The organism is Thiorhodospira sibirica ATCC 700588 (genome assembly GCF_000227725.2).
Classification (GTDB): domain Bacteria; phylum Pseudomonadota; class Gammaproteobacteria; order Ectothiorhodospirales; family Ectothiorhodospiraceae; genus Thiorhodospira; species Thiorhodospira sibirica.
The window spans coordinates 1073535-1096534 of the sequence record NZ_MU255056.1 but is presented as its reverse complement, the minus strand read 5'-3'; the positions used below and the strand labels follow the sequence as shown (position 1 = coordinate 1096534).

Below are 23000 nucleotides of genomic sequence, written 5' to 3'. Positions count from 1 at the left end.
TTATCTATTTATACCATCAGGATTTTCTATTCCATGAACGTCACCATTTACGGTTCGGGCTATGTTGGCTTAGTGACCGGGGCTTGTCTGGCGCAGGTCGGTAATCATGTGCTGTGCATTGATATTGATACCGCCAAAATCGAAGGGCTCAAGCAGGGCAAAATCCCGATTTTTGAGCCGGGGCTGGAGGCCCTGATCAAGGACAATGCCGCCGCTGGTCGCCTGAGTTTTTCCACCGATGCGGCCCAAGGCGTGGCCCACGGTTTGTTTCAGTTTATCGCTGTAGGAACCCCGCCCGATGAAGACGGCTCAGCCGATTTGCGCCATGTGCTGGCTGTGGCTGAGAGCATCGCCACCCATGTGCAGGACTATCGCATCATCGTCAATAAATCCACGGTGCCCGTTGGTACTGCCGATCAGGTACGCGCTAAAATGGCACAGACCTTGGCCGGGCGGGACGCTTCGGTAGATTACGATGTGGTTTCCAACCCTGAATTTCTTAAAGAAGGCGCGGCGATTGAGGATTTTATGAAACCTGATCGCATCATTGTCGGCACCGACAACCCGCGCACCGCAGAACTGATGCGGGCGCTGTATGCGCCGTTTAATCGCAATCATGACCGGGTGATGGTGATGGATGTGCGCTCGGCAGAGCTGACCAAATACGCAGCCAATGCCATGCTCGCCACCAAAATCAGTTTCATGAACGAGCTGGCCAATCTGGCGGAAAAACTCGGCGCCGATATTGAATCCGTGCGCCAGGGCATCGGCTCCGATCCGCGCATCGGCTATCACTTCATCTATCCTGGCTGTGGCTATGGCGGCTCCTGTTTTCCCAAGGATGTCAAAGCCTTGGAGCAAACCGCCCGACAGGTGGGTTATGAAGCGCGGCTGCTCAACGCCGTGGAAGCCGTTAACCAGCGGCAAAAACAGCGCCTGTTTGAAAAAATCCACCAACACTTCAACGGCGAACTGCACGGGCGCACCTTTGCCCTGTGGGGACTGGCCTTCAAGCCCAACACGGATGATATGCGCGAGGCTGCCAGCCGGGTATTGATGGAGGCACTCTGGGCCAGTGGAGCCAAGGTGCGCGCCTACGATCCCGTCGCCATGAAAGAATGCGCCCATCTCTACGGCGAACGGGCGGATTTACACCTGTGTGAACACCCTGAAGCCGCCTTGCAGGGCGCCGATGCCTTAGTGATTGTCACGGAATGGAATAGCTTCCGCAGCCCCGATTTTGCACAGATCAAAACCCGCCTGCGCGAACCAGTAATCTTCGACGGGCGCAACCTCTACGACCCCAAACGCCTGCACGACATGGGCTTTCACTACTACGCCATCGGTCGCGGCCAATCCATTTAAGTGATTTCTTAGGTGTCGTCATGGCGGTATGTTATCCGATAGGCCTTCTTGTAACGACACTACCTAAGAAGTCGGCGGCATCTCTCAGATGCCGCTACAGGAAAGCAGCTTTTTTTATATCTACCCCACAAAAAAACACGCCACACCCCTCTCACACACGCTGACAGGCGGCCTGACACAGGCGCTCTGCGGCCTTAAACACCTAGGTGTAAGCTCCTCTTTTTTGACGATTTCATCTTTCCAGAGATCGGGAATGGCGGCAAGGCCATAGTAGGCTCACGCCACCTGACCACAGACTGCGGCCGTGCTGTCAGTATCACCACCGAGGCTCACGGCAAGACGGATGGCGTCTTTAAAGGTATCGGTTTGGGTAAAGCACCACAGCGCGGCTTCCAGGGATTGTGCAGCAAAAAAGGTACCGTCAATGGCCTCCATGGGTTTGTCGCGATACTTCTCTGGCAATGGCCTGAATGGACTAGGTGTAAGCTCGGGGGCCTCGGGTTCTGGCGGTTGCTGCAAAAGCTCGGCTTTTTCTTGCCCCTTGAGGGCGTGATGGATGATGCGGGCAAACAATCGTGTGCCATATACCGAGTCAGGATGCCCATGCGTGACCTGACTTGAAAGCCCGGCATATTCCACGGTTTGCTCCAGATCATTGAAAAAATAGATCGGAATCGGTGCCAGGCGCATCAGCGAACCGTTCCCAGGGCGTCTGGGATTGATGTTGCCGGGATAAGGCGTGTCGTGTTTTTCCGAATCCAGCAGCGCCTTGAGAAAGGTTTGCCCAAAACCAAACGCGGTCGGTCGGGATGAGCAATAGCCCGTATCGGTAAAAGTCCAGCGGTGATAGCGTTGCATCTGGTCACGCGGATCAAAACCATGACAGCTCAGCAGGCTATCCGCCAGTGCCAGCGCCATCGCGGAATCATCCGTCCACTCGCCTTTTTTGATCTGCAATTTACTGTTGGGAATCTCGGTAAAGTTTTCTTGCACGACCAACTTACCGCGCGGAAAAATTCATACGGCGCACCAAAGGCATCGCCGACCACCAAACCGATAAAACACCCCATCATGCGCTCGGAAAGCGTTTGCGCTGACATATCCTGCCCTCCTGATTAAGAAAATACTGCGTCGTCGATTGCGCTAAAGGCATCATCGCATTCACCGCGTCAGTGGGCAATAATAGCCTTAAATACAATCATGGGCAGCCGCAAATCCGGCGAACGCAAGATGCCTTCGCTACTTCCTTCGTGCCGAGCGGGGGCGGGGCTGCTCCCAAGTGCAACATTAAAGCAATAAAACTAAAATACACTGTGTGCCGGGATAGAAAATGAACGCGGTGTACAGCACTGCATATCTATATATAAAATGCTGTTAAATAGCCTTAATGTGATGGGTAGCGATGATCGGGATGTGCGGTTGCATGGCGTTGATACCTTGAATGATAATCATGTGCATATGCTATGTAGACCGCAGGGTGAGGGTGTTATGAGTGCGTATCGTGTCACTGATGTCGGTCTGTGCCGGGCACAGACTGCGTTGCCAGCGGGTGATCAACTGGCCGAGATGTTGGCAGCGGTGGGGGTGGGTACCTGGGTCTGGCAGATCGCCCGCGCTGAGATGGTGGTCTCTGAGCCGGTAGCGCGGCTGCTGGGTTATCCGCTGGATGTGCTGCAGGGTTGGTCGCTGCAGCATTGGCAGCAGCAGGTACATGCGGCGGATTATACCGGGATGGTGGCGTTGCTGCGGCGGCATTTGCAGGATGATTTGCCGGTGTATGCGGTGGAGCTGCGTTTGCACCATCTGCAGGGACATTGGGTGTGGGTGATGGTGCGTGGTGTGGTGTGTGAGCGCGATGCGGCACAACGACCGTTACTGATGCGCGGGATGCTGCAGGAAATTAGCGTACGCAAGCATTATGGGGTGAATCTGCGGGAAAATGAGGCGCATTATCGGGTGTTGGTGGATGCCATGGGCGATGGGGTGTGGCAGGTCGATACGGAGGGTCTGACGGTATTTGTGAACCCGGCGATGGCGGAAATGCTGGGATATACAGCGGCAGAGCTTAAGGGGCGGGCGCTGTTTGAGTTTGTGGATGCGCCGTCTTTGCCTGAGCTTAAGCGCCATTGGCATCGGCATTGGCGCGGGGAGATCGCGCAACATGAGGTTGCGCTGATACACCGCAATGGTCGGCGGGTGTGTGTGATGGTGGATGCGCGGATCTTGCGCGATGCCAGCGGGGCGCAGGCGGGGGCGATTGCCTGTTTGAAAGATATTACGCAATTTAAGCAGCTCAGCCAGCAGCATCAGGTATTGAGTTCGGTGGTGGCGAATCACTTTGAGTCGGTGGTGATTACGGATGTGGATTTCAAGATCACCTATGTTAATCAGAAAACCCAGACGCTGTATGGCTATCGCGCACAGGAGTTATTAGGGCGACATTTGAGCCTGTTGTTACAGGATTTGTCACCGAATATTCTCACCCAAAAGATTGCTGCGTGTGGCGAAGAATATGCCAAGGAGGCCTTTCATCAGCGCAAAAATGGCAGTCGTTTTGCCTGTGAATACAAGATTGTGCCACTGTGCGGTGAAGATCAGGGGACCTATGCCTATGCCAGCATGCAGCGCGATGTCAGCGCTCGTCACCAGGCAACGGCGATGTTGCAGGCCACCAATATGCAGTTGCGTGAAGCGACCAAGTACGCCCACGAGATGATGGAGCGGGCCACCAATCTGGCCATTGATGCGGATGTGGCCAATCGTGCCAAAAGCGAGTTTTTGGCGAATATGAGTCATGAGATCCGCACCCCGATGAATGGGGTGATCGGTATGACTGGCTTGTTGATGGACACCGAATTGACCGCACAGCAACGCCATTATGCCGAATCTGTGCTGTCCAGCGCGGAATCTTTGCTCAGTCTGATCAATGATATTTTGGATTTTTCCAAGATTGAGGCGGGCAAGCTTGATCTGGAGCAGATTGATTTTAATCTGCTCAATCTGCTGGATGAATTTGCCACAACGCTGGCCTGGCGGGCACATCAAAAGGGGCTGGAATTTATCTGCGCGGTGGAGCCGGATACCCCGGTTCATTTACGCGGTGATCCAGGGCGTTTGCGGCAAATCCTGAATAACCTGGGCAGCAATGCGGTTAAGTTTACCCACAGCGGCGAAGTGGTGGTGCGGGTGCGCTGTCTGCATAGCGCACAGGATCAGGTGGTGTTGCAGTGCGCGATTACCGATACCGGCATCGGCATTGCACAGCAGGACCTTGCCTTATTATTTGAACGCTTTGCGCAACTGGATGCCTCAACCACCCGTCAATATGGCGGCACTGGCCTGGGCCTGGCGATCTGCAAGCGCCTGACCAGTTTGATGCACGGTGAGATTGGCGTAGAGAGCAAGGCGGGCCAGGGTTCGACGTTTTGGTTTACGGTCACGCTGTTACCATCGCAGCCCAGCGCGATACCTGATCTGCCCGTGCATACGGATCTGCAGGGGGTGCGGATTCTGGTGGTGGATGATCATCCGACCAACTGCGAGATCCTCATGGCCTTGCTGCACAGCTGGGGGATGCGTCCCTGTGAGGCGCGTGACGGGATGCAGGCCCTGGTCATGTTGCGCGAAGCGGCAACAACCCCCGATCCCTTCCAGGTAGCCTTGATTGATCTGGCCATGCCCATCATGGATGGCGAGCAGCTGGGGCAGATGATTCAAAGCGATGAACTATTGGCGGCGCTGCGCTGTGTGATCATGCCATCACTGACCGTGCCGGGGGATTTGAAACGCTATGCCGCCAGCGGTTTTCATGCCTACCTGCCCAAGCCGGTGCGCCAGCAGGATTTGCATAATGTGCTGTGCAATGTGCTGGATGAGCACACCCGCCAGGCCGAGACGATGGTGACGCGCCATTCGTCCCGGGAGCGCATGTATGCCGAGCAGCCTTTGTTTGCGCAATGGCAGGCGCGGATTTTACTGGTTGAGGATGATCCGGTGAATCAGGAAGTCGCGCTGGGCGCCTTGCAACGGCTTGGGCTCAGCGCCGATCTGGCAGAAAATGGCGAACAGGCGCTGCAGGCCCTGGCAATGGCCACCTACGATCTGGTGTTTATGGATGTGCAGATGCCGGTGCTGGATGGCTTTGCCGCAACCCGCAAGCTGCGCTCGCAAGCCCGCAGCGCGCTGAATGTGCAGGTACCGATCATTGCCATGACGGCCAATGCCATGCAGGGCGATCGGGAAAAATGCCTGGCCTGCGGGATGAATGATTATCTGCCCAAACCCTTGTCCCGCGATGCGCTGGAGGCGGCGATCAAACGCTGGTTACCCGATATTTTGGTGCATCCGCAACACCCACTCACCATCGAGCGACCCTATTCGGTGTTTGCCGCCCTGCGCGGCTTTGATACCCAGGCCGCCCTGGCACGCATGGGTGAGGATATCCATGCCTATCGTGCGGTCTTGCAAAAATTCAGCAGCTATCATCAACACACCGCCACGCGCCTGAGTGATTATCTGCAGTCGGGTGATCTGGCCGCAGCACATAATCTGGCGCATAGCGTTAAAGGCGTAGCCGCCAATATCGGCGCCCTGGAATTACAGGCCGTCGCCGAAAAACTCGAAACTGCCCTGGCCGGTGAGCGGCTGGACTGGATTGAGCAACAATATGCCCTGTTTGCGCGCGTTTTGGCGCACACCCTGCGCATTATCGGGCAGGTATTTGACACCGCCGCTTCGCCCGCCCACCCCAAGGCCACCGGCGAAACGCTCGACCCGGCTGCCGTGCGCGTCTATCTTGATGAGCTAAGCCGCACTATGGCACAGTATGACACCCGTTGTCTGGATGATATTGATGAACTGCTCGCCCGCATTAACGACCCTGAACTCAGCAGCGCTTTGCAGGCCATCCGCCAACGGCTGGAAGAATATGATTTTGAGCAGGCGGGACAATCTCTGGCGCAACTATGCCAACAGCTAAACATCCCGCCCGCAGCGACATCCGCCTAAGGGATTTGCTCAGTCCTTAAACAAACAAATACAGCCCGATCTGCCTAGCCCCCTGCTGCGGAGTTTTCTGCTTTGACAAGCCTTGATCCCATTGTTTTATTTTTCATCCTGGGCCTGAGTGCCGGTTTGCTACGCTCGGAGCTGCGCCTGCCCAGCGCGGTTTATGATCTGGTCAGTATGGTGTTGTTACTGGCCATCGGCATGAAAGGCGGCATTGAACTGGCCAAGCAGCCCTTGATTGTGCTCTTGCCGCAGATGTTCTGGGTGATGCTCATGGGGCTTATACTGCCGCTGCTGGCTTACCCGGTATTGCGCTATGTGGGGCACTTTAAGCGCGAGGATGCGGCCTCCATCGCCGCCCATTACGGCTCGGTCAGCGTGGCCACTTATGCGGTTGCGGTGGTGTATTTTGCCAGCCAGCAGATCAGCTTTGAGGCGCACATGCCGCTGTTACTGGCGGTTTTGGAGATTCCGGCGATTCTGGTAGGCATTGTGCTGGCACGCGGTCTGCGCAGCAAAATGCCGCTGGGCGCCTTGGCGCACGAGGTGTTTTTAGGCAAGGGAATTGTGCTGCTGGTGGGCGGTTTGCTGATCGGCTGGATTGCCGGTCCGCAAGGGATTCAATCCATTGCACCGCTGTTTTTTGATCTGTTTTACGGCATCCTCGCCCTGTTTTTGCTGGAAATGGGACTGATTACCGCCGCTCAGTTTGGCAGCCTGCGGCGTTATGGGCTGTTTTTGATCCTGTTTGGGATCGGAATGCCGCTGGTGTCGGCCTGGATTGGCATTGCCTTTGGCTATGCGATGGGCTTTTCCGTGGGCGGGACGGCCATGCTGGCGATTCTTGCCGCCAGTGCATCCTATATCGCCGTACCAGCGGCGATGCGTATTTCCGTTCCCCAGGCCAATCCCGCCTTATCGCTGGCGGCCGCGCTGGGGGTCAGCTTTCCGTTTAATGTGTTGGTAGGTATTCCGCTGTATTACACCTTCGCTGTCTGGACGTATAGCCTACTGGGAGCACCCCGCTGATGTCACCCTGCACGCGCAAATTATTAACCATCATCACCGAAGCCGCCCTGGAAAATGTCTTGCTCAAAGACCTGGATCGCCTCGGCGCACAGGGCTACACCCTCAGCGACGCCCGCGGCAAAGGCCATCGCGGCATCCGCAGCTCGGCCTGGGATGCCAGCAGCAACATCCGTGTGGAAGTGGTTTGCAACGAAGTCACCGCTGAGGCCATTACCGCCCATCTGCAAGCCAATTACTACAACGACTACGCCATGATTCTATTTGTCAGCGACGTGACTGTCCTGCGCCCGGAGAAATTTTAAAATTCTACATAGCGATTTGCTTTGCCAGGACGGTGAGTTCTTGCATGGTGTGTGTGGATGGCGCTTCAAGCAAGGCGATGCGGCCTTGTTGAGGATGCTGGGTGAGGGTGAGACTTAGGTCGGCGGGGGGGAGGATGCCGTGGCCGCGTTCCGGCCATTCGATGAGCGTGATGGCGTGTCCATCAAGGCATTCGCGCAGGCCTAGATATTCCAGTTCTTCCGGGTCGCCAAGGCGATACAGATCAAAGTGGAACAGCTGCTGGCTGGCGGTTTGATACGGTTCCAGCAAGGTGTAGGTCGGGCTTTTGATCGGGCCGCTGACCCCGAAGGCGCGCAGAAATGCACGCGCGAGGGTGGTTTTACCTGCGCCAAGATCGCCGTGCAGATAGATCAAAGCACCCGGCGGGCAGATCATCGCCAACGCTGCCCCCAACCGCTCTGTCGCTGCTTCATCCTCCAGATGTACTACCATCGCTAAAAAATCGCCTGTGCAGGTGTAGCATTCCATAACGCTAACTCGGCCTGCGTTTCCTCGGAGTGTGGACGGATGGTGCTATCTTTGAAGACACTTGACGCAGGCCTGGCCTTGGCATTGCAGACAAATCGTTGACAGCCGATCCAGCGCAGCAGGCTGTTTTCCTGCTTGTGACGGGGATAAGAATAAAAGCGATGTCTAATCATGCTCATGCATCCAGGGCATCCAGGAGTTGCTTGAGCTGCTGCAGGGCGTGTTCAAAATCATATTTTGCAAGCAGCTGCTGGATATTTTCCAGTTCAGTTTCAAGCGAGGGGTCATCAATTCCTTGCAGGAGCGCGTCCAGCTCTGTCATGGCCTGAGTGTCGTATTGCTGCAATAGGACTTTGAGCAGATTGAGATGCGCCAGTCGTGCCGTTGGGCTGAGCCGGGCGGCGGGGTCTTTTTTCGCGGGCTCGTGCGTTGGCAGAGTTTGAATCGCCGCCAATACTTCATCCAATGCCGCCTGGGCCGCCTGCAGACAGGTTTGAATCTGCGTCGGGTCTTGGCTTTGCAGTGCGCTTTCGAGGTGTTTTGCGTGGTCTTGCAATGCGTTGGCGCCAATATTACCCGCCACGCCTTTGAGGGTGTGGGCCTGTTGCAGCGCCGTTTGCTCATCTGCCGCATGGATCGCCTGTCTGATCTGGGCAAGGCTATTTGCCTGATTTTGCGCAAATTTTTGCAATACCGCCGCATAGGCTTTGTGATCCTGCCCCATGCGGTTAAGCGCGGCCATCGTATCCAGCGCCGCTAGGCTATGCAGAGCACGCTCCAGCGCCTGATCTTCTTTGGGCTTTGCGGCCTGTTCTTCAGGGGGCGGTTTCGGGCGAAGCGGCGTATGACCGAATGCCTCTGGCGTAATCCAATGACATAAGGTGCGCAACATCTGCGCAAAATCAATCGGTTTGGCGAGATGATCATTCATCCCGGCGGCGCGGGCTGCCTGTTTGTTTTCCTCCAGGGTGTGGGCGGTCATCGCCACAATGGGCAAATGGGTAAAACGCGCATCCGCACGAATCCGCCGGGTGGTTTCCAGCCCATCCATGCGCGGCATCTGAATATCCATCAACACACAGTCATAGCGACTTTGTTCAAGCTGGGCCAGCGCCTCTTCGCCATTATTGGCGATATCGACCACAAAATTGGCACGTCGCAGCGCCGCGCACGCCACCATTTGATTGGTCTGATTATCCTCAACCAGGAGGATGCGTGCTCCGGCAATGGCCTGCAGATCGTGCGGATCTGGCTGCGTGGGCTGGCGGTGCGGTGCTGCCACATGGGCCGGGTCATTAAGTGAGGTCATGATGGCATCAAATAAGCGTGAAGGAGTGACTGGCTGCGCCAGTACGGTATACGCGGGAAGCGGTGCAAGGTCCGCTGGCACGTCCTCGGAGGGATGTGGGGCAATGAGGATGATCTGCGGCAGCGGATGCACTGGCGGTGTGCGCAATAGGGTGTCAATCAGTGTCAGAGCGGCATCGTTTGGCAGTTTGGCGTCAATGAGGATCAGCGCGAATGGCTGACTCCGATCCTGCAGGGTTTCCAGTGCCCTCTGGGCGGAATCCACCAGCACCGGATGCAAGGCAAACTCCTCCAGATACATCTTGAAAATGTCACGGGCGCGAGGGTTGTCATCGACCACCAGTACCGCCAGGCCCTGCAATGCCGGCGCCAGATTCCAGACCTCATCCGCCGTTTGCGCCGTCAGACCCAAGGGGATACGAAAGCAAAAGCAGCTACCTTGGCCGGGTTGGCTGGACACCTCAATATCGCCTTGCATCAGATCCACCAGGCGCTTGCAAATACTCAAGCCCAGTCCGGAGCCGCCAAAGCGGCGGGTGCTGGAATTGTCTGCCTGGCAAAACGGGGTGAACAGCTCTTTTTGCTGTTCCGGCAGAATGCCGATGCCGGTGTCGCGCACACTGAACTCAAGCCAGATCAGCTCAGCCTCGGTGTGTATGACATCAATAGCCAGCAAAATTTCGCCCTGTTCGGTGAATTTAATCGCATTGCCAAGGAGATTGTTCAAAATCTGCTTGAGACGCAAGGGATCACCCTGCAACTGATGTGGCACCTGCGGGTTACGGGCAAACAGTAAATCCAGGTTTTTACCGCGTATCTTGGCCCGAATCAGTGTCCAAAGATCGTCAAGAACATCCTCCAAATTAAAGAGGGTCGGCTCCAGTGTGAGTTGGCCCGCCTCAATCCGGGAAAAATCCAGCACATCATCCATCAGACACAGCAAGGTCTCGGCCGAGGCGTTGATTTCATGCAGATAGGTCTGCTGCAGCGCATCAAGCCTGCTATCCATGCCCAGACGGCTGAGCCCGATAATGGCATTCATCGGGGTGCGAATCTCATGGCTGATATTGGCCAGAAATTCTGATTTCACCTTGTTGGCCACCTCGGCCTGTTCCTTGGCCAGACGCAGATCCTCTTCGGTTTTTTTCAGGCCGGTGATGTCGGTATGTGAGCCGGCCATGCGATAAGGCGTATCGTTGGCATCGCGTAGCGCCTCGCCCCGCGCCAAGACCCAGATATAATGACCTTGCTTGTGCTTGAGGCGAAACTCGATCTCATACGCATCCACCTGGTTTTGCAGGTAGTCATTGAGATAGGCCATCACGCGTGGCTCATCGTGCAGATGCATATGGGCGCGCACGGCAGAAAAGGCATTGGGAAATTCATGATCCGCATAGCCCAGCTGTTCTTTCCATTTGGGCGATAAATACAAGGTATTGTTTGGAATATCCCAATCCCAGATCCCATCACGACTGCCATTCACCGCCAGCAGATACTGCTCATGGCTTTTCTGCAAGGCCTCTTGTGCCTGCTTGCGTGGGCTAATGTCTAAAATAATCCCGGCCATCTTGCTGACCTGTCCGGCCTCATCGCGGATAGCCAGACCGCTGTGCTGCACATAAATGACGCTGCCATCCGGGCGCACAAAGCGATGCTCGATATCATATTGATAATCGCGCAGATGCATTGCCTTGTTTATGTGTGTTTCAACGTTGAAAAAATCATGGGGATGGACGGCTGACAGAAACTGCACATAGTCCTTAAAGGTGCCCTCACAGACATTGCCCAGCATCCGCTGCAATTCCTCCGAGCAATACAGCACATTATCGGCAATCCGCCATTCCCAATGCCCCATCCCGGCAATACGCTGCGCCTGGGACAGCCGCTGATTGCTCAGGCGCAGCGCCTCGGTGCGCTGTTCCACCAGATCCTGCAAGTGATTTTGATAATGCAGCAGATCGGCGGTGGTGATAAAGCGGTCGATGATCGCCGTGCGATACGCCAGCACCGCCTCGGCCATATTGCGCAGCTCACCGCCCGGCGTATGCCGAATCCGCTCAACCTCAGGCAACTCCGGCGGAATATGCTGATAATGGGTGAGCATCGACATGGCATCAGCCAGGGTGCGCAGGCGCTGGTTAAAAAAGCGCCCACTCACCAGCGCCAGCGTCAGAATCAAGACCATCCCGATCAGGTTGATCCATAACAACTGCTGAAAGGCAAGGCCGTAGGCCTCCAGATTTTCATGGGTATTTTTTAGCGCCCGACTGCTGAGATAGTGCGTCAGTTGCAAGTGATCCTTGGAATAGGCGACAAAATACTGCTGGGCCTGCTGAAAATGCGCATCCGCCTGGTCTGTATGGCCGCCATCTTGCAGATAATTCGTTGCCAGCGCCATCATGGCATGATAATTATCAAAATTTTCCTGAAAGCCAGTGACATTTGCCTGAGTGATCCCCCACAGATGCGCATGATCCAAAAAACTTTCCACATGCAGGCGAAAATCACTCAGGCGCGAGAGATTTTCAAGATGCAACACATATACTTCATCGGGATTTATTTCCTGGTGACGTATGCGATGAAACAACGACGCCAGCAAGCGATGGTGTTCACTGATTTTTAGACTCAGACGAGATGTGTCCAGCAGGAAAAACAACTCAGACGAGGTTTCCTGGGTGCGTTGCTGGCTTTCCTGTTTTAACAGGCTCAGCGACCACAGTGAAATGCTAAAAGCGCCCAATACCGCAAAAATGATCGGCAAGAGCAAAGACAGCATGAGACTGGCGCGACGGGATGCTAACAATGGAGGTCTCATGAGCAAGAATCATAAACCCAACAAAGGTCTAGCGTTTAACGGGACGGGGACGCCCTTCGTGATCAAGGGCCACATAGACCAATACGGCCTCTGCCACGCGATGCACCGCAGGGTCATCAAATTGGCGCGAGGCATACACCTCAACCTTGACGGTAATGGAGGAATGCCCAAGGCGGGAGATTGCGGTATAGCAGCTGACCAGATCCCCGACTAGCACCCGCTCGATAAAACGAAACTCCTTGACCGCCACCGTAGCGACCCGTCCTCGCGCCTCGCGCACCGCCAGCACAGAACCGGCAATATCTACCTGCGACATGATCCAGCCACCAAAGATATCACCGTGATAATTGGTATCGGCGGGCATGGCGGCCACACGGTAAGTCAGCTCATATTCCTCGGGTAAGGGGACAGGACGTTCAATGGGCATAAGGGATATACGGTGTGTTGACACATGACATGAAGGATGGCTCCGCTGGCGTTGAGGGCGTGCATTTTATCGCGTTTGCGGCAGGTGTGCGACCAATGGCCACCGCATCGCACACGCACGCCGCTGCTCAAACCAAAGCCAGTAACATGGCATCACCGCGCTGCGCGCTTTGCTGATAAAACGCCTGCAAACGCCCATAATACTCGGCCAGATAGGCAAAGCCTTGCGCACCTTCACGAAGCCATATCCCCGGCGGGTAGATCTCGGCAGCCTCCAAAGCCGCCGGGTCATAGCGGGCTTGCAGGGTTGCAACATCCAGCGCCGCCAGCGCCTCAGCAACCGTTTGCACCTCTTCGGCCACCAGACAACGTACCGCATCGTAAGCCAGCTCCGGGCCAACCTCGGCACCGCCCAGAATCGGTAGACTGTACGGCGCCTCACCTTCATAGGCCGAGCCCGTGAGCAAATAATGCAAACCCTGCCAGGACTTATCCAGATCCAAAACCCGGGGCGAATCCTCCTGCGCCATCTGATTGAGAAAAAAACGGCCAATGGCGTGAAGATCGGACAGTTTGGCCAGCTCCGTGGGCGCAATCGCCACCAATACAGCGGTAATGCTCATAACTCCCTCCGCGTGCAAAAGGCTTGATGTGGTTCATCCGTGCCAATGCTGTTTTCGGTATGGGATGTGCAAGCTAAGCACTGAATGCTTTCAAAAAAGCGATTTGCAGTTGCGAGAAGGTACGGATTGAGTCCTTAATCCGGGCAATGGTCACGCCGCCTTCCAGATCGACATCCATTTCCAATACCGGGTCGCCATCACTGTCTATATACGCTCTGGCGAATAGCTTTTCAGCATTCCAGCGATTCATATCATCTACGGTGGCGCTACTTTCGGTAATAAAAAAGCGATACTGGATCATGCGGTAATCATTACCCCGCACAAAAACAATGATGGTAAAGCCGTTCATCTTGACCAGCAGATCATCATCTTCGTCAATGGTTACACCAACAAGCCCTTCTGCCTGTAATAGTGCTTTCATGTCGGCAGAGGTGATCCGCTCAATGATCGGCTGCTGATCTGCGGCCTGGGCGGTGAGCACCATCACGGATAATAACAGGCCTATCCACATCAAATGCTGTATTTGTTTCATTATGCGTACCTGTTCAGTAGAAATTCAAAGGGATCATTGCTTCGCTTCTTGCCTCAATCCTGACTTAACAGCGTGAGCTGCTGTTGTGTGGAATGCGGCAAGCGGGCGCGCAGACGCCATGTCATGTCGTGTGGCTCCAGGCGCACATGCCAGGTGACCGGGCTTAACGGCGCTGCATGGCTGGCGTGATAGACCTGCTGCACGGGATCATATTCCAGCCACAAGATGACATCCTGCTGTGCCCGCGTGGGGTGCAGAAAGCTGAGTTTGAGCGGTTGGGCAGGCAAGGGGGCGCTGGCGTAAAGCTGTAACTGCACATCGTGTTCATCCCACGACAGCGCCGCCGATAGGCCGAGCATTTGGGCAAACTGCTCGCGTTCCAGGATTTTGTTAATGGTGCGGCCGTGCTGATAATAATCATCCACCACCAAGCCATCGGGTTCATGCAGCGCGGCGCTGACCAAGGCCAGCCCGAGCAATACGCCAAACAACGGCGGGGTCAGTACAAACCACGGCCAGAATTGGCGATACCAGGGTTTATCGTCTTCTTGGGGATAGCGCATCGCAGGATCACCACCGTTTAAAATCAAGCCGTTAAACTATCCAGGGCCTTTTGAAAGCGGTTGGCATGGGAGCGCTCCGCCTTGGCCAGGGTATCAAACCAGTCAGCAATCTCACTAAAGCCCTCATCACGGGCAATCTGCGCCATGCGCTGATACATCTCGCTGTATTCATAGGTTTCGCTGGCAATGGCGCTTTTGAGATTGTCCACGGTGCTGCCAAAGGACAGGCCGGTTTCCGGGTCACCCGAGGCCTCCAGGTATTCAAGATGCCCGTGGGCATGGCCGGTTTCGCCCTCTGCCGTGGAGCGAAACACCGTGGCCACATCGCTATAGCCCTCCACATCCGCCTTGGCGGCAAAATACAGATAACGGCGGTTGGCTTTGGCCTCACGGGCAAAGGCTTCATGCAAACAGGCCTCAGTCTGGCTACCTTTCAGCTTCATCAGTTTCTCCGCGAGAAACCCCGGCCTTCAGGCCGGGGAGGGATAGCGGCTACGACCTCGCAGCCGCCGGAAATAGTTAGGTGCAGGCCTTCCACCTGCCGGGCCGTGAGGCTATGCCCGTAAGGGCCTGGTGACGGACAACGCCTTGCGGTATCGTCGCTCCCCTCGCCAATGTGTACAACCGGCTCCCGCCTGTCTGTGCCGCGTGCGTCGCTGCAGGCAGGGCAAGCTCCAACCTTTAGGCCGGGGTAGTTGACAGACAGGATGTGAAAACTGAACATCAACAGCTGTCCCAGCTCACTCCACGCCTCCACACCACGATATGAGATATGGGGGCGCCCAAGATTGAATTCAGGCCAGAAATTCCACTCAAACAGTAGCATTCATAGCCACGGCAAGGCCAATATGACGACAGCCGTGATTAACAGACCTGCGAAAAACCGACATATCCGAGTACGGTTTAAAAAAACAAGGAGGGGAGTTTTTCGGGATGCGCCCAACACGCCTCTCTACCCCAGGAACAACTGATACACCGGGTTGTCGGTTTCTTCCCAGAAGGGATAGCCCAATTCATTGAGAAATTCACGAAAATGGCTGTGATCGCCGCCGGGAACCTGTACACCCACGAGCACCCGCCCATAGGCCGCGCCGTGATTACGGTAATGAAACAGGCTGATATTCCAGTTTTGCCCCATCTTGTTAAGGAAATTTAACAAAGCCCCAGGGCGTTCGGGAAATTCAAAGCGATAGACAATCTCATCTTGCAGCTGGCGCGCATGACCGCCGACCATGTGGCGCAGATGGCTTTTTGCCATCTCGTTATCCGACAGATCAACAATCGGATATTCCTTGGCGCGCAACTCTTTCAGCAAGGTTTCGCGCTCTTTATCGCCCTCGCTGAGCTGAATGCCGACAAAGACATGCGCCAGGGCATCATCGGCATAGCGGTAATTGAATTCAGTAATCCCGCGCTTGCCAATCGCCCGACAAAAGGCGCGAAAGCTCCCCGGACGTTCCGGGATCGTGGCCGCAAACAGTGCCTCGCGGCGTTCGCCGATCTCGGCGCGTTCAGCCACATAACGCAGGCGGTCAAAATTCATATTGGCGCCGCTCAGTACCGTGGCCAGATTGCGCCCCTGCACCCCTTCGCGCTCAATGTATTTTTTGATGCCCGCCACCCCCAGCGCCCCTGCCGGTTCCGCCATCACGCGGGTATCGTCGAAGATGTCCTTAATCGCGGCGCAGATCTCGTCAGTACTGACCAACAACACCTCATCAACGAACTGGCGCGCCAGTCGATACGTCTCCTTGCCGACCTGACGCACCGCCACCCCATCGGCAAAAATCCCCACCTGGTCGAGCACCACGCGCCGCCGCTTCTGCAGGGCCTCGTGCATTGAGGGGGCATCATCCGGTTCAACCCCAATCACTTTAATCTCTGGGCGCAGCGCCTTGATATAAGACGCCATCCCCGCGATCAGACCACCCCCGCCGACACAAATAAACACCGCCTCGATGGGATCAGGATGCTGGCGCAACAGCTCCATCGCCACCGTCCCCTGACCGGCAATCACCTCAGGATCATCAAAGGGATGGATGAAGGTATAGCCGTGTTTTTCTATCAATCCCAGAGTGTGTTGATACGCATCATCATAAGAATCACCGTGCAGCACCGCCTTGGCTCCAAAGGCCCGCACCGCATCCACCTTGATTCGGGGCGTGGTCACCGGCATCACAATCACCGCCTTGATGCCCAGACGCTGCGAAGCCAGCGCCACCCCCTGGGCATGATTCCCCGCCGAGGCGGCAATCACGCCTTGCGCCTTTTCTGCCTCCGACAGGCCAAACAATTTGTTATAGGCACCGCGCAGCTTAAATGAAAACACCGGCTGCAAATCCTCGCGCTTGAGCAGGATCGTATTGTGAAACCGCCGCGACAAGGTGCGCATCAGATCCAGCGGCGTCTCACGCGCCACATCATACACCCGGGCCGTTAGAATTTTTTCAAGATAGGGATAGCTCATGGCGGCAAGATACAAGCGAGTCGCGCAGGATACAAGAGAAAAATAGCGTCCCAAGCGGCTCAGGCCCATCGTGCCACACAATGCCCTGGGGCGGTTGAGGATGATCCTGGACAGCGGTGTGCAACCAAGCCCCACGTCAATGTGATTGCCGCTCGCGGGCTACCGCATCCATAAAATTCCTGACCGCAGCGACATGACGGCGGCTGATTTCCAGGGGCTGATGACAGCCTTTTAAAACGGCCTCAAAATGACCTTGGGGTGTCTTTTTTATACCGATTAAATGGCGTTTTGCCGCCAAGGCATTGCGATGCACCCGTAGAAACTGCGCCCTGAATTCCTGCTCCAGATGTTTTAAGGGTTCCTCAAGCAAAGCCGCGCCGTTGCGGTGACAGACGGCGATGTATTTTTGCTGAGCCTGAAAATAGAAAATATCTTCAACCGCAATCAGCTGGGTACGCCCCGGCTGCTGGATACAGAGATGCGCACGGGCAACCGCCTCTCCGCTGGCCTGATGAAGCGCATGGATTTGCATTCGATTGATGCGTTGCGCGGCCTGCAAGGCGGTCTGCAAATGCTCGGCCCGCACGGGTTTGAGCAGATAACCAACCGCATGGGCCTCAAAGGCCTTGATGGCATATTCTTCATAAGCCGTGGTAAAAATAATCGCGGGCGGGGTTTCCAGGGTGGCGATATGCCGAGCCGCTTCCAGCCCATCCATGCCGGGCATCCGGATATCCATCAAAAGGATATCCGGCAAACACTGCTCCAGTTGTGTGATCGCCTGTATGCCATTTTCAGCCACACCGCACACCTCGCAACCTTCGATGGCATTCACCAATGAGACAAGGCGTTCGCGGGCAAGCGGCTCATCATCAACAACCACGATGCGCATGATCTTAAACCTGCTGTTCCTAAAAACCTAAACAAAGTTGCTTATGCGATTTTTAGGCACTTCGCTCTCCGTTGATAACACCCTTGCGGGCGAGCAACTGGAGTCCTGGTTGAGCAGTCCCAACCGAATGGCCGGTCAACACCGGCAACATGGGCGGTTTCAGCCGTCGAAACCCAGCTTGCGCCATAAAAGTGACCTCGGCGTTCATCCTGAACAGAGAACAACTTTGCGATTCGACTTCGACCCCGACCATAGAACGCGAAACCTTCGCGCTTGTAGATAACCTATCTACAATGGAGAATTCTGATAAACAATGAAGAAAAAATCAAGAACTGTTTTTTGCTCCTAAAGCGCGCGCATACCGGTACGCAAAACCACCGTGAAAGCAGTGGCGTCGCAAGAACGGGAATCCTTCAGCTTTAACTGTCGCAGGGGTGTTGTGCATTAACCGATGATTATCCTTCGCCTCGACGGGTCAAGCATGGGATTCTCACACTAATCAATCAATGCACGAGCGTCAATATCATGGGAGCGCCGCGCTGTGCTCGGCAAGCCAAGCAATGATTTGCTCAAGTGCGATTGATTTTGGATAGACTGGGGATGTTTTTCGTCGTTAAACTGCTATATGTAATCCGATTTATTTTTTCAATTCAAAAGGTAAGCTTGCATGACTGATTGGACCGCTGGTTATGTGGCCGATGTTGGCTACACGTTCGGTTACTACACGGAACTAAACCCCTTGCGTTTGCGTTTGACCTTTCTTAATGCGGGCCTGGTACCCCCAGAGGTGGGTGCCGCCTGTGAGCTGGGATTTGGCCAAGGGCTGAGCGTGAATCTGCACGCAGCCGCCAGTGTGACGCAGTGGCACGGCACTGACTTCAATCCGTCTCAAGCCGGTTTTGCGCAGGAACTGGCTCAGGTGGCGGGGGCCGGGGCGCAGTTGACGGATGAAGCCTTTGCGCAGTTCTGCGCGCGCGATGATTTGCCCGATTTTGATTATATTGGCCTGCACGGCATCTGGAGCTGGATATCTGATGAAAATCGCACGGTGATCGTGGATTTTTTACGGCGCAAGCTCAAGGTCAGTGGGGTACTGTATATCAGTTATAACACCCAGCCTGGCTGGGCGGCGATGGTGCCTATGCGTGACCTGCTCACTGAACATGCCGAAGTACTGGGCGCTGATGGGGCGGGAATTGTTAACCGCATTGACAGTGCGCTGGCCTTTGCCGAACAGCTGCTCGCGACGAATCCAAGCTATGCTCGCGCCAATCCGCAGATTGCCGAGCGCATTGATAAGATCAAAGGGCAGAACCGTCACTATCTGGCGCATGAATACTTCAACCGCGACTGGCAACCGATGGCGTTTGCCAGCATGGCCGACTGGCTGGCGCCTGCCAAGCTGCAATGGGCGTGTTCTGCCCATGCGCTGGATGCCATCGACGTGGTTAATCTTACAGCAGATCAGCAGGCGCTGCTGAATGGTATTCCCGATCCCATGTTTCGCCAGACGGTCCGGGATTTTTGCGTCAATCAGCAGTTTCGCCGTGACTATTGGGTCAAGGGGGCGCGCAAAATGACCGCTCTGGAGCAGGCCGAGGCGCTGCGGGAACAGCGGGTGATATTGGTGCAGCCACGTGCCGATGTCAGCCTGAAGGTAAACGGTAGTCTGGGAGAGGCAACCTTGCAGGAGAGTGTGTACCAGCCCTTCCTGGATCAATTAGCGGATTATCGGCCTCATTCGCTGGGACAACTGGAAAAGGCACTTCAGGAGACGGGCATCAGTTTCCCTCAGGTACTTCAGGCAGCGCTGGTTCTCAGTGCTACAGGCGCTTTACTGCCCGCGCAGGAGGATGGCGCGATCAGCAAGGCGCGCAAGCGTACCGAGCGACTCAATCGCCACCTGATGATGAAGGCTCGCAGCAGCAATGACTTGAGTCATTTAGCCAGCCCGGTCACCGGCGGTGGTATCAGCGTCCCGCGTTTTCAGCAGCTTTTTTTGCTGGCCCGTGAACAAGGACATAAACAACCGCAGGATTGGGCACAGTTTGTCTGGGAGGTTCTCAATATGCAGGGACAGCGACTGATCAAGGAAGGTAAAACGCTGGAGAATCCTGAGGATAACCTGACCGAACTCACGGCACAGGCCCAAGTCTTTGCTGAACAGCAGCTGCTGATCCTCAAGGCCTTGCAGATTGCCTGAGTGGCCTTAGATGACGTTGGTTTTAACGCTGTTAAAGCGGGTGCCGGCTCCTCCCCGCGTGTGGTGAAACGCCACGTTGGCAGGGAGAGCCGTTGTTTTGTTGGTTTGTAGAGGCGTTGAATTACGATAAAGCAAGTAATTTGGCGGTGCTTTGGTCGATTTCTTCGGCGGTTTTCATCATCTTGATCTGCATTTCAAACTGGCGCGAGGTTTCGATCATTTTCACCAGCGAGGCCGCCGTGCTGACGTTGCTGCCTTCCAGTACGCCACTGACCAGGCGCACGTTGGCATCTGCAGGCTCGACCCCACCATCGGCGCGGCGCATGAGGTTATCATCGCCGCGTTCCAGCTCGGTGATATCGGGATTGACCAGTTTGATCCGGTCAATGACGATCAGCGCATTGGCATCGCCGCCCATGGGACGAATGGTGATGGTGCCATCATTGCCAACCTCAAACTGCTGATCCGGTGGAATGGCAATCGGCCCGGCTTCGCCCATCACCGGCAAACCGGTGCCGGTGGTGAGCAGGCCAAAGGCATCGACTTGCAGGTCGCCGGCGCGGGTGTAACCCTCGCCGCCTTCGGGGGTTTGTACGGCAATCCAGCCATCGCCCTGGATGGCGACATCAAGATCGCGCCCGGTGGTCAGCATGGGGCCAGGGCTGAAGTCGGTACTAAGACTCTGGGCCTGGGTATAAACCCGCGAGTCATAGACCGGCCCGTGTACCGGGTGATTGGTGTAGGCATCCAGGGTGGCCTTAAATCCCACAGTACTGACGTTGGCGATATTGTGGGCGTTAACGGCCTGGGCATGCATGTTCTCCCTGGCCCCAGACATTGCGATATACAGCATGCGGTCCATGAGATGCTACTCCTTATGGTTAGCGGATGTTGATGATGGTTTGGGTGACGGTATCGGCGGCCTGGATCACCTGCGCATTGGCCTGGAAGTTGCGCTGGGCAACAATCAGATGCACCAGTTGTTCCGCCAGATCGACGTTGGAGGCCTCAAAGCCACCAGAAACGATGTCACCGAATTTACCGTTTTGCGCCACGCCATACACCGGATCACCCGAGGCAAAGGTGGCTTCCCACTGATTATCGCCAATCTGTTTCAGACCTTGCGGGTTTTCAAAGGTGGCCATAGCGACCATCCCCAGCGGGCGGCTTTCGCCATTGGTAAAGCGGGCAAACACCACGCCTTTGCCATCAATCTCAATGCCGGACAGCTGGCCGGTGGTGAAACCGTCTTGTTTGGCATCAACGACCTTGAATTTCTCGCCCCATTGAGTGGTGTTGGAAAAATCCAAATTAAACGTAATGGCTTCTGCGCCATTTTCTGGAGTAAATTCAATGTCCTCAAAGATTGCTGCTGTTGGATCATCAAATGTCCCAGAGGCATTAAATGTTAATTCATTTTCGCTGACCTTTTCGCCATTGACTACCGTATGTACAGTCCATGCCAACTCATCCTCCCCTTTAACAAAATACAGTGTTGCTGTGTGCGACTGCCCTAAGGAATCATAAATAGTGGTTGAGGTGCTGTGATTGTAGCTGTTCGGATCTATTCCTACGGGTGGCTCAGCCGTTGGATCAGGATCTTCCCAATCGATTTCAGGAGGTTGTGCATTCGCTGGCAGATTCAGGTGGGTCATGATATTGGTGGTTGCGCCGGGGTCAGAGGGCGAGGTATCCAGACGGATATTGCTAAAGGCGCCGGTGTTGAACTGCTCGCCATTAGGGCCAACGCCTTGATAGGGATAGCCTTGCAGACGCAGGCCCTGGGCATTGACGATATCCCCCTCACGGTTGACCTGGAATTGCCCGGCGCGGGTGTAGGTGACGCCATTGCCGGAATCCATCACAAAAAAGCCCTTGCCGTTGATGGCCATATCCAGGGCGTTGCCGGTAAATTCAATATTGCCTTGTTTGAATTGCTGGGCAGTGGCCGCAAGCCGCACTCCACTACCGATACTTTTAGTAGAACCGCATTGCGAGGCAAATACATCCGCAAATTCCGCCCGCGAGGCTTTAAAACCTGCCGTGCTGGAGTTAGCGATATTGTGCCCGGTGACTCGCAAATCGGCCGATGAGGCATTCAAGCCGGTTAAACCGATATTAAAAGGCATGTCAGATTCCTCTTATTATTGTGGTGTTGTGTTGTGAAAACAGGGCTAAATTTGGAAAATCACTACAAATATCATGCCGTGTCACGCGGGATACGCTGCATAGCCGTTGCGCTCAGGCGCGAGACGACAGCGTATCGCAGGCGTGTGATCAGGCAATTTGGCGGACCTTGGCAAAATCAATTTCCCCCAGTCCTTCAACCATCAGGGTTAGGCCACCGCCTTGTTGACCATTACCGAGGCTGACACTTTGTACGCGTGAGGCCATGAAGACCTCCAGGGCACTGCCAGTCCCTTGCTCGCTTTTCTCAACGGCGCGGAACTCATACACCCCGGCGGGTGCGCGCACTCCGGCATCACTCACCCCATCCCAGGTGAAATTAGCCATTCCCGGTGTTTGCGAGCCCATGGCAATGGTGCGTACCAGTTCGCCGCTTAAGGTATAAACCCCCACTTCGAGATTGCTGGTGGAATAGGGCACATCCACCGAGCCGCGAATTTCGTTGTCTTCTGACAAGGTGGCCAGCTCAACCGGCACCATCACCTCACGATCCACCAGACTGGCGGCTTGCAGCGCCTGATTGGATTGCATGGATTGCGCCATCAGCATGAAGGATTCCTTCAGCTCACCGATGCCGCTGACGGTGGCAAATTGGGCCATCTGCCCTAAAAACGCGCCGCTTTCCATCGGCTCGAAGGGGTCTTGATTCGTTAATTGGGTAATCATCAGATTCAGGAAGGTTTCCTGATTCATCTGATTATTGTCTTTGGGCGGTTCTGCGGGGCGCGATAGCCCTAGCCGATCCAGCATACTGGTGTCGATGGCGCTCATGG

At 55.4% G+C, this 23000-nt stretch carries 19 protein-coding genes; 5 read left to right on the top strand and 14 right to left on the bottom strand.

The window, feature by feature from the left end:
• Positions 1 to 33: 33 nt before the first annotated feature.
• Complete coding sequence (locus THISIDRAFT_RS05225; RefSeq protein ID WP_006786167.1) at positions 34 to 1365, top strand: UDP-glucose dehydrogenase family protein; 1332 nt, start codon at positions 34 to 36, stop codon at positions 1363 to 1365.
• A gap of 276 nt (positions 1366 to 1641) precedes the next feature.
• On the opposite strand, the gene THISIDRAFT_RS05220 is transcribed toward THISIDRAFT_RS05225, so the two are convergent.
• Positions 1642 to 2358 (bottom strand): ADP-ribosylglycohydrolase family protein, encoded by a 717-nt coding sequence (locus tag THISIDRAFT_RS05220; RefSeq protein WP_006786168.1) that lies wholly within the window; start codon positions 2356 to 2358, stop codon positions 1642 to 1644.
• A gap of 495 nt (positions 2359 to 2853) precedes the next feature.
• On the opposite strand from THISIDRAFT_RS05220, the gene THISIDRAFT_RS05215 reads away from it, so the two are divergent.
• The 3 genes from THISIDRAFT_RS05215 to THISIDRAFT_RS05205 all read left to right on the top strand — a co-directional run bounded on the left by THISIDRAFT_RS05215 (position 2854) and on the right by THISIDRAFT_RS05205 (position 7703).
• The gene (locus THISIDRAFT_RS05215) at positions 2854 to 6372 is read left to right on the top strand and encodes a response regulator (protein WP_159098492.1); all 3519 of its coding nucleotides are present in this window, start codon (positions 2854 to 2856) and stop codon (positions 6370 to 6372) included.
• A 72-nt stretch (positions 6373 to 6444) separates the two neighbouring features.
• Positions 6445 to 7401, top strand: coding sequence for a sodium-dependent bicarbonate transport family permease (locus tag THISIDRAFT_RS05210; protein ID WP_006786170.1), 957 nt, complete (start codon positions 6445 to 6447; stop codon positions 7399 to 7401).
• Complete coding sequence (locus THISIDRAFT_RS05205; RefSeq protein WP_006786171.1) at positions 7401 to 7703, top strand: P-II family nitrogen regulator; 303 nt, start codon at positions 7401 to 7403, stop codon at positions 7701 to 7703. The genes THISIDRAFT_RS05210 and THISIDRAFT_RS05205 overlap by 1 nt, the downstream gene beginning before the upstream one ends.
• Positions 7704 to 7707: 4 nt before the next feature.
• On the opposite strand, the gene tsaE is transcribed toward THISIDRAFT_RS05205, so the two are convergent.
• The 10 genes from tsaE to THISIDRAFT_RS05155 all read right to left on the bottom strand — a co-directional run bounded on the left by tsaE (position 7708) and on the right by THISIDRAFT_RS05155 (position 17837).
• Positions 7708 to 8175, bottom strand: coding sequence for a tRNA (adenosine(37)-N6)-threonylcarbamoyltransferase complex ATPase subunit type 1 TsaE (tsaE, locus tag THISIDRAFT_RS05200; protein WP_040851321.1), 468 nt, complete (start codon positions 8173 to 8175; stop codon positions 7708 to 7710).
• A gap of 2 nt (positions 8176 to 8177) precedes the next feature.
• Positions 8178 to 8390, bottom strand: a complete 213-nt coding sequence (locus THISIDRAFT_RS05195) for a helix-turn-helix domain-containing protein (protein WP_006786173.1) — start codon at positions 8388 to 8390, stop codon at positions 8178 to 8180.
• Entirely contained in the window at positions 8387 to 12322 is a 3936-nt protein-coding gene (locus THISIDRAFT_RS05190; RefSeq protein ID WP_159098493.1) for a hybrid sensor histidine kinase/response regulator, read from the bottom strand. The genes THISIDRAFT_RS05195 and THISIDRAFT_RS05190 overlap by 4 nt, the downstream gene beginning before the upstream one ends.
• A 40-nt stretch (positions 12323 to 12362) precedes the next feature.
• Positions 12363 to 12761, bottom strand: coding sequence for an acyl-CoA thioesterase (locus THISIDRAFT_RS05185; RefSeq protein WP_006786175.1), 399 nt, complete (start codon positions 12759 to 12761; stop codon positions 12363 to 12365).
• Positions 12762 to 12888: 127 nt separating this feature from the next.
• The gene (locus THISIDRAFT_RS05180) at positions 12889 to 13383 is read right to left on the bottom strand and encodes a YfbM family protein (protein WP_006786176.1); all 495 of its coding nucleotides are present in this window, start codon (positions 13381 to 13383) and stop codon (positions 12889 to 12891) included.
• Positions 13384 to 13456: 73 nt separating this feature from the next.
• Positions 13457 to 13915, bottom strand: a complete 459-nt coding sequence (locus THISIDRAFT_RS05175; protein WP_006786177.1) for a YbjN domain-containing protein — start codon at positions 13913 to 13915, stop codon at positions 13457 to 13459.
• A 53-nt stretch (positions 13916 to 13968) separates the two neighbouring features.
• Positions 13969 to 14478, bottom strand: coding sequence for a FixH family protein (locus tag THISIDRAFT_RS05170; RefSeq protein ID WP_006786178.1), 510 nt, complete (start codon positions 14476 to 14478; stop codon positions 13969 to 13971).
• Between the two features lie 23 nt (positions 14479 to 14501).
• Positions 14502 to 14921 carry a rubrerythrin family protein gene (locus THISIDRAFT_RS05165; RefSeq protein ID WP_006786179.1) on the bottom strand — a complete coding sequence of 140 codons (420 nt, stop codon included), beginning with the start codon at positions 14919 to 14921 and terminating at the stop codon, positions 14502 to 14504.
• 509 nt (positions 14922 to 15430) lie between these two features.
• A complete protein-coding gene (ilvA, locus tag THISIDRAFT_RS05160; protein WP_040851380.1) occupies positions 15431 to 16945 on the bottom strand; it encodes a threonine ammonia-lyase, biosynthetic in 1515 nt (504 codons plus the stop codon).
• 136 nt (positions 16946 to 17081) lie between these two features.
• Positions 17082 to 17837: a LytR/AlgR family response regulator transcription factor gene (locus THISIDRAFT_RS05155; protein ID WP_006786182.1), complete on the bottom strand. Its 756-nt coding sequence runs from the start codon at positions 17835 to 17837 to the stop codon at positions 17082 to 17084.
• A 667-nt stretch (positions 17838 to 18504) separates the two neighbouring features.
• Between THISIDRAFT_RS05155 and THISIDRAFT_RS05150 the strand changes: the two genes are divergently transcribed.
• On the top strand, positions 18505 to 20040 hold the full coding sequence (locus THISIDRAFT_RS05150; protein WP_006786183.1) for a methyltransferase regulatory domain-containing protein: 1536 nt from the start codon (positions 18505 to 18507) through the stop codon (positions 20038 to 20040).
• Between the two features lie 121 nt (positions 20041 to 20161).
• On the opposite strand, the gene flgF is transcribed toward THISIDRAFT_RS05150, so the two are convergent.
• The 3 genes from flgF to THISIDRAFT_RS05135 form a co-directional block, all read right to left on the bottom strand.
• The gene (flgF, locus tag THISIDRAFT_RS05145) at positions 20162 to 20902 is read right to left on the bottom strand and encodes a flagellar basal-body rod protein FlgF (RefSeq protein ID WP_006786184.1); all 741 of its coding nucleotides are present in this window, start codon (positions 20900 to 20902) and stop codon (positions 20162 to 20164) included.
• 19 nt (positions 20903 to 20921) lie between these two features.
• Positions 20922 to 22169, bottom strand: a complete 1248-nt coding sequence (gene flgE / locus THISIDRAFT_RS05140; RefSeq protein ID WP_006786185.1) for a flagellar hook protein FlgE — start codon at positions 22167 to 22169, stop codon at positions 20922 to 20924.
• A gap of 148 nt (positions 22170 to 22317) precedes the next feature.
• Positions 22318 to 22998, bottom strand: coding sequence for a flagellar hook assembly protein FlgD (locus THISIDRAFT_RS05135; RefSeq protein ID WP_006786186.1), 681 nt, complete (start codon positions 22996 to 22998; stop codon positions 22318 to 22320).
• Between the last annotated feature and the right edge of the window lie 2 nt (positions 22999 to 23000).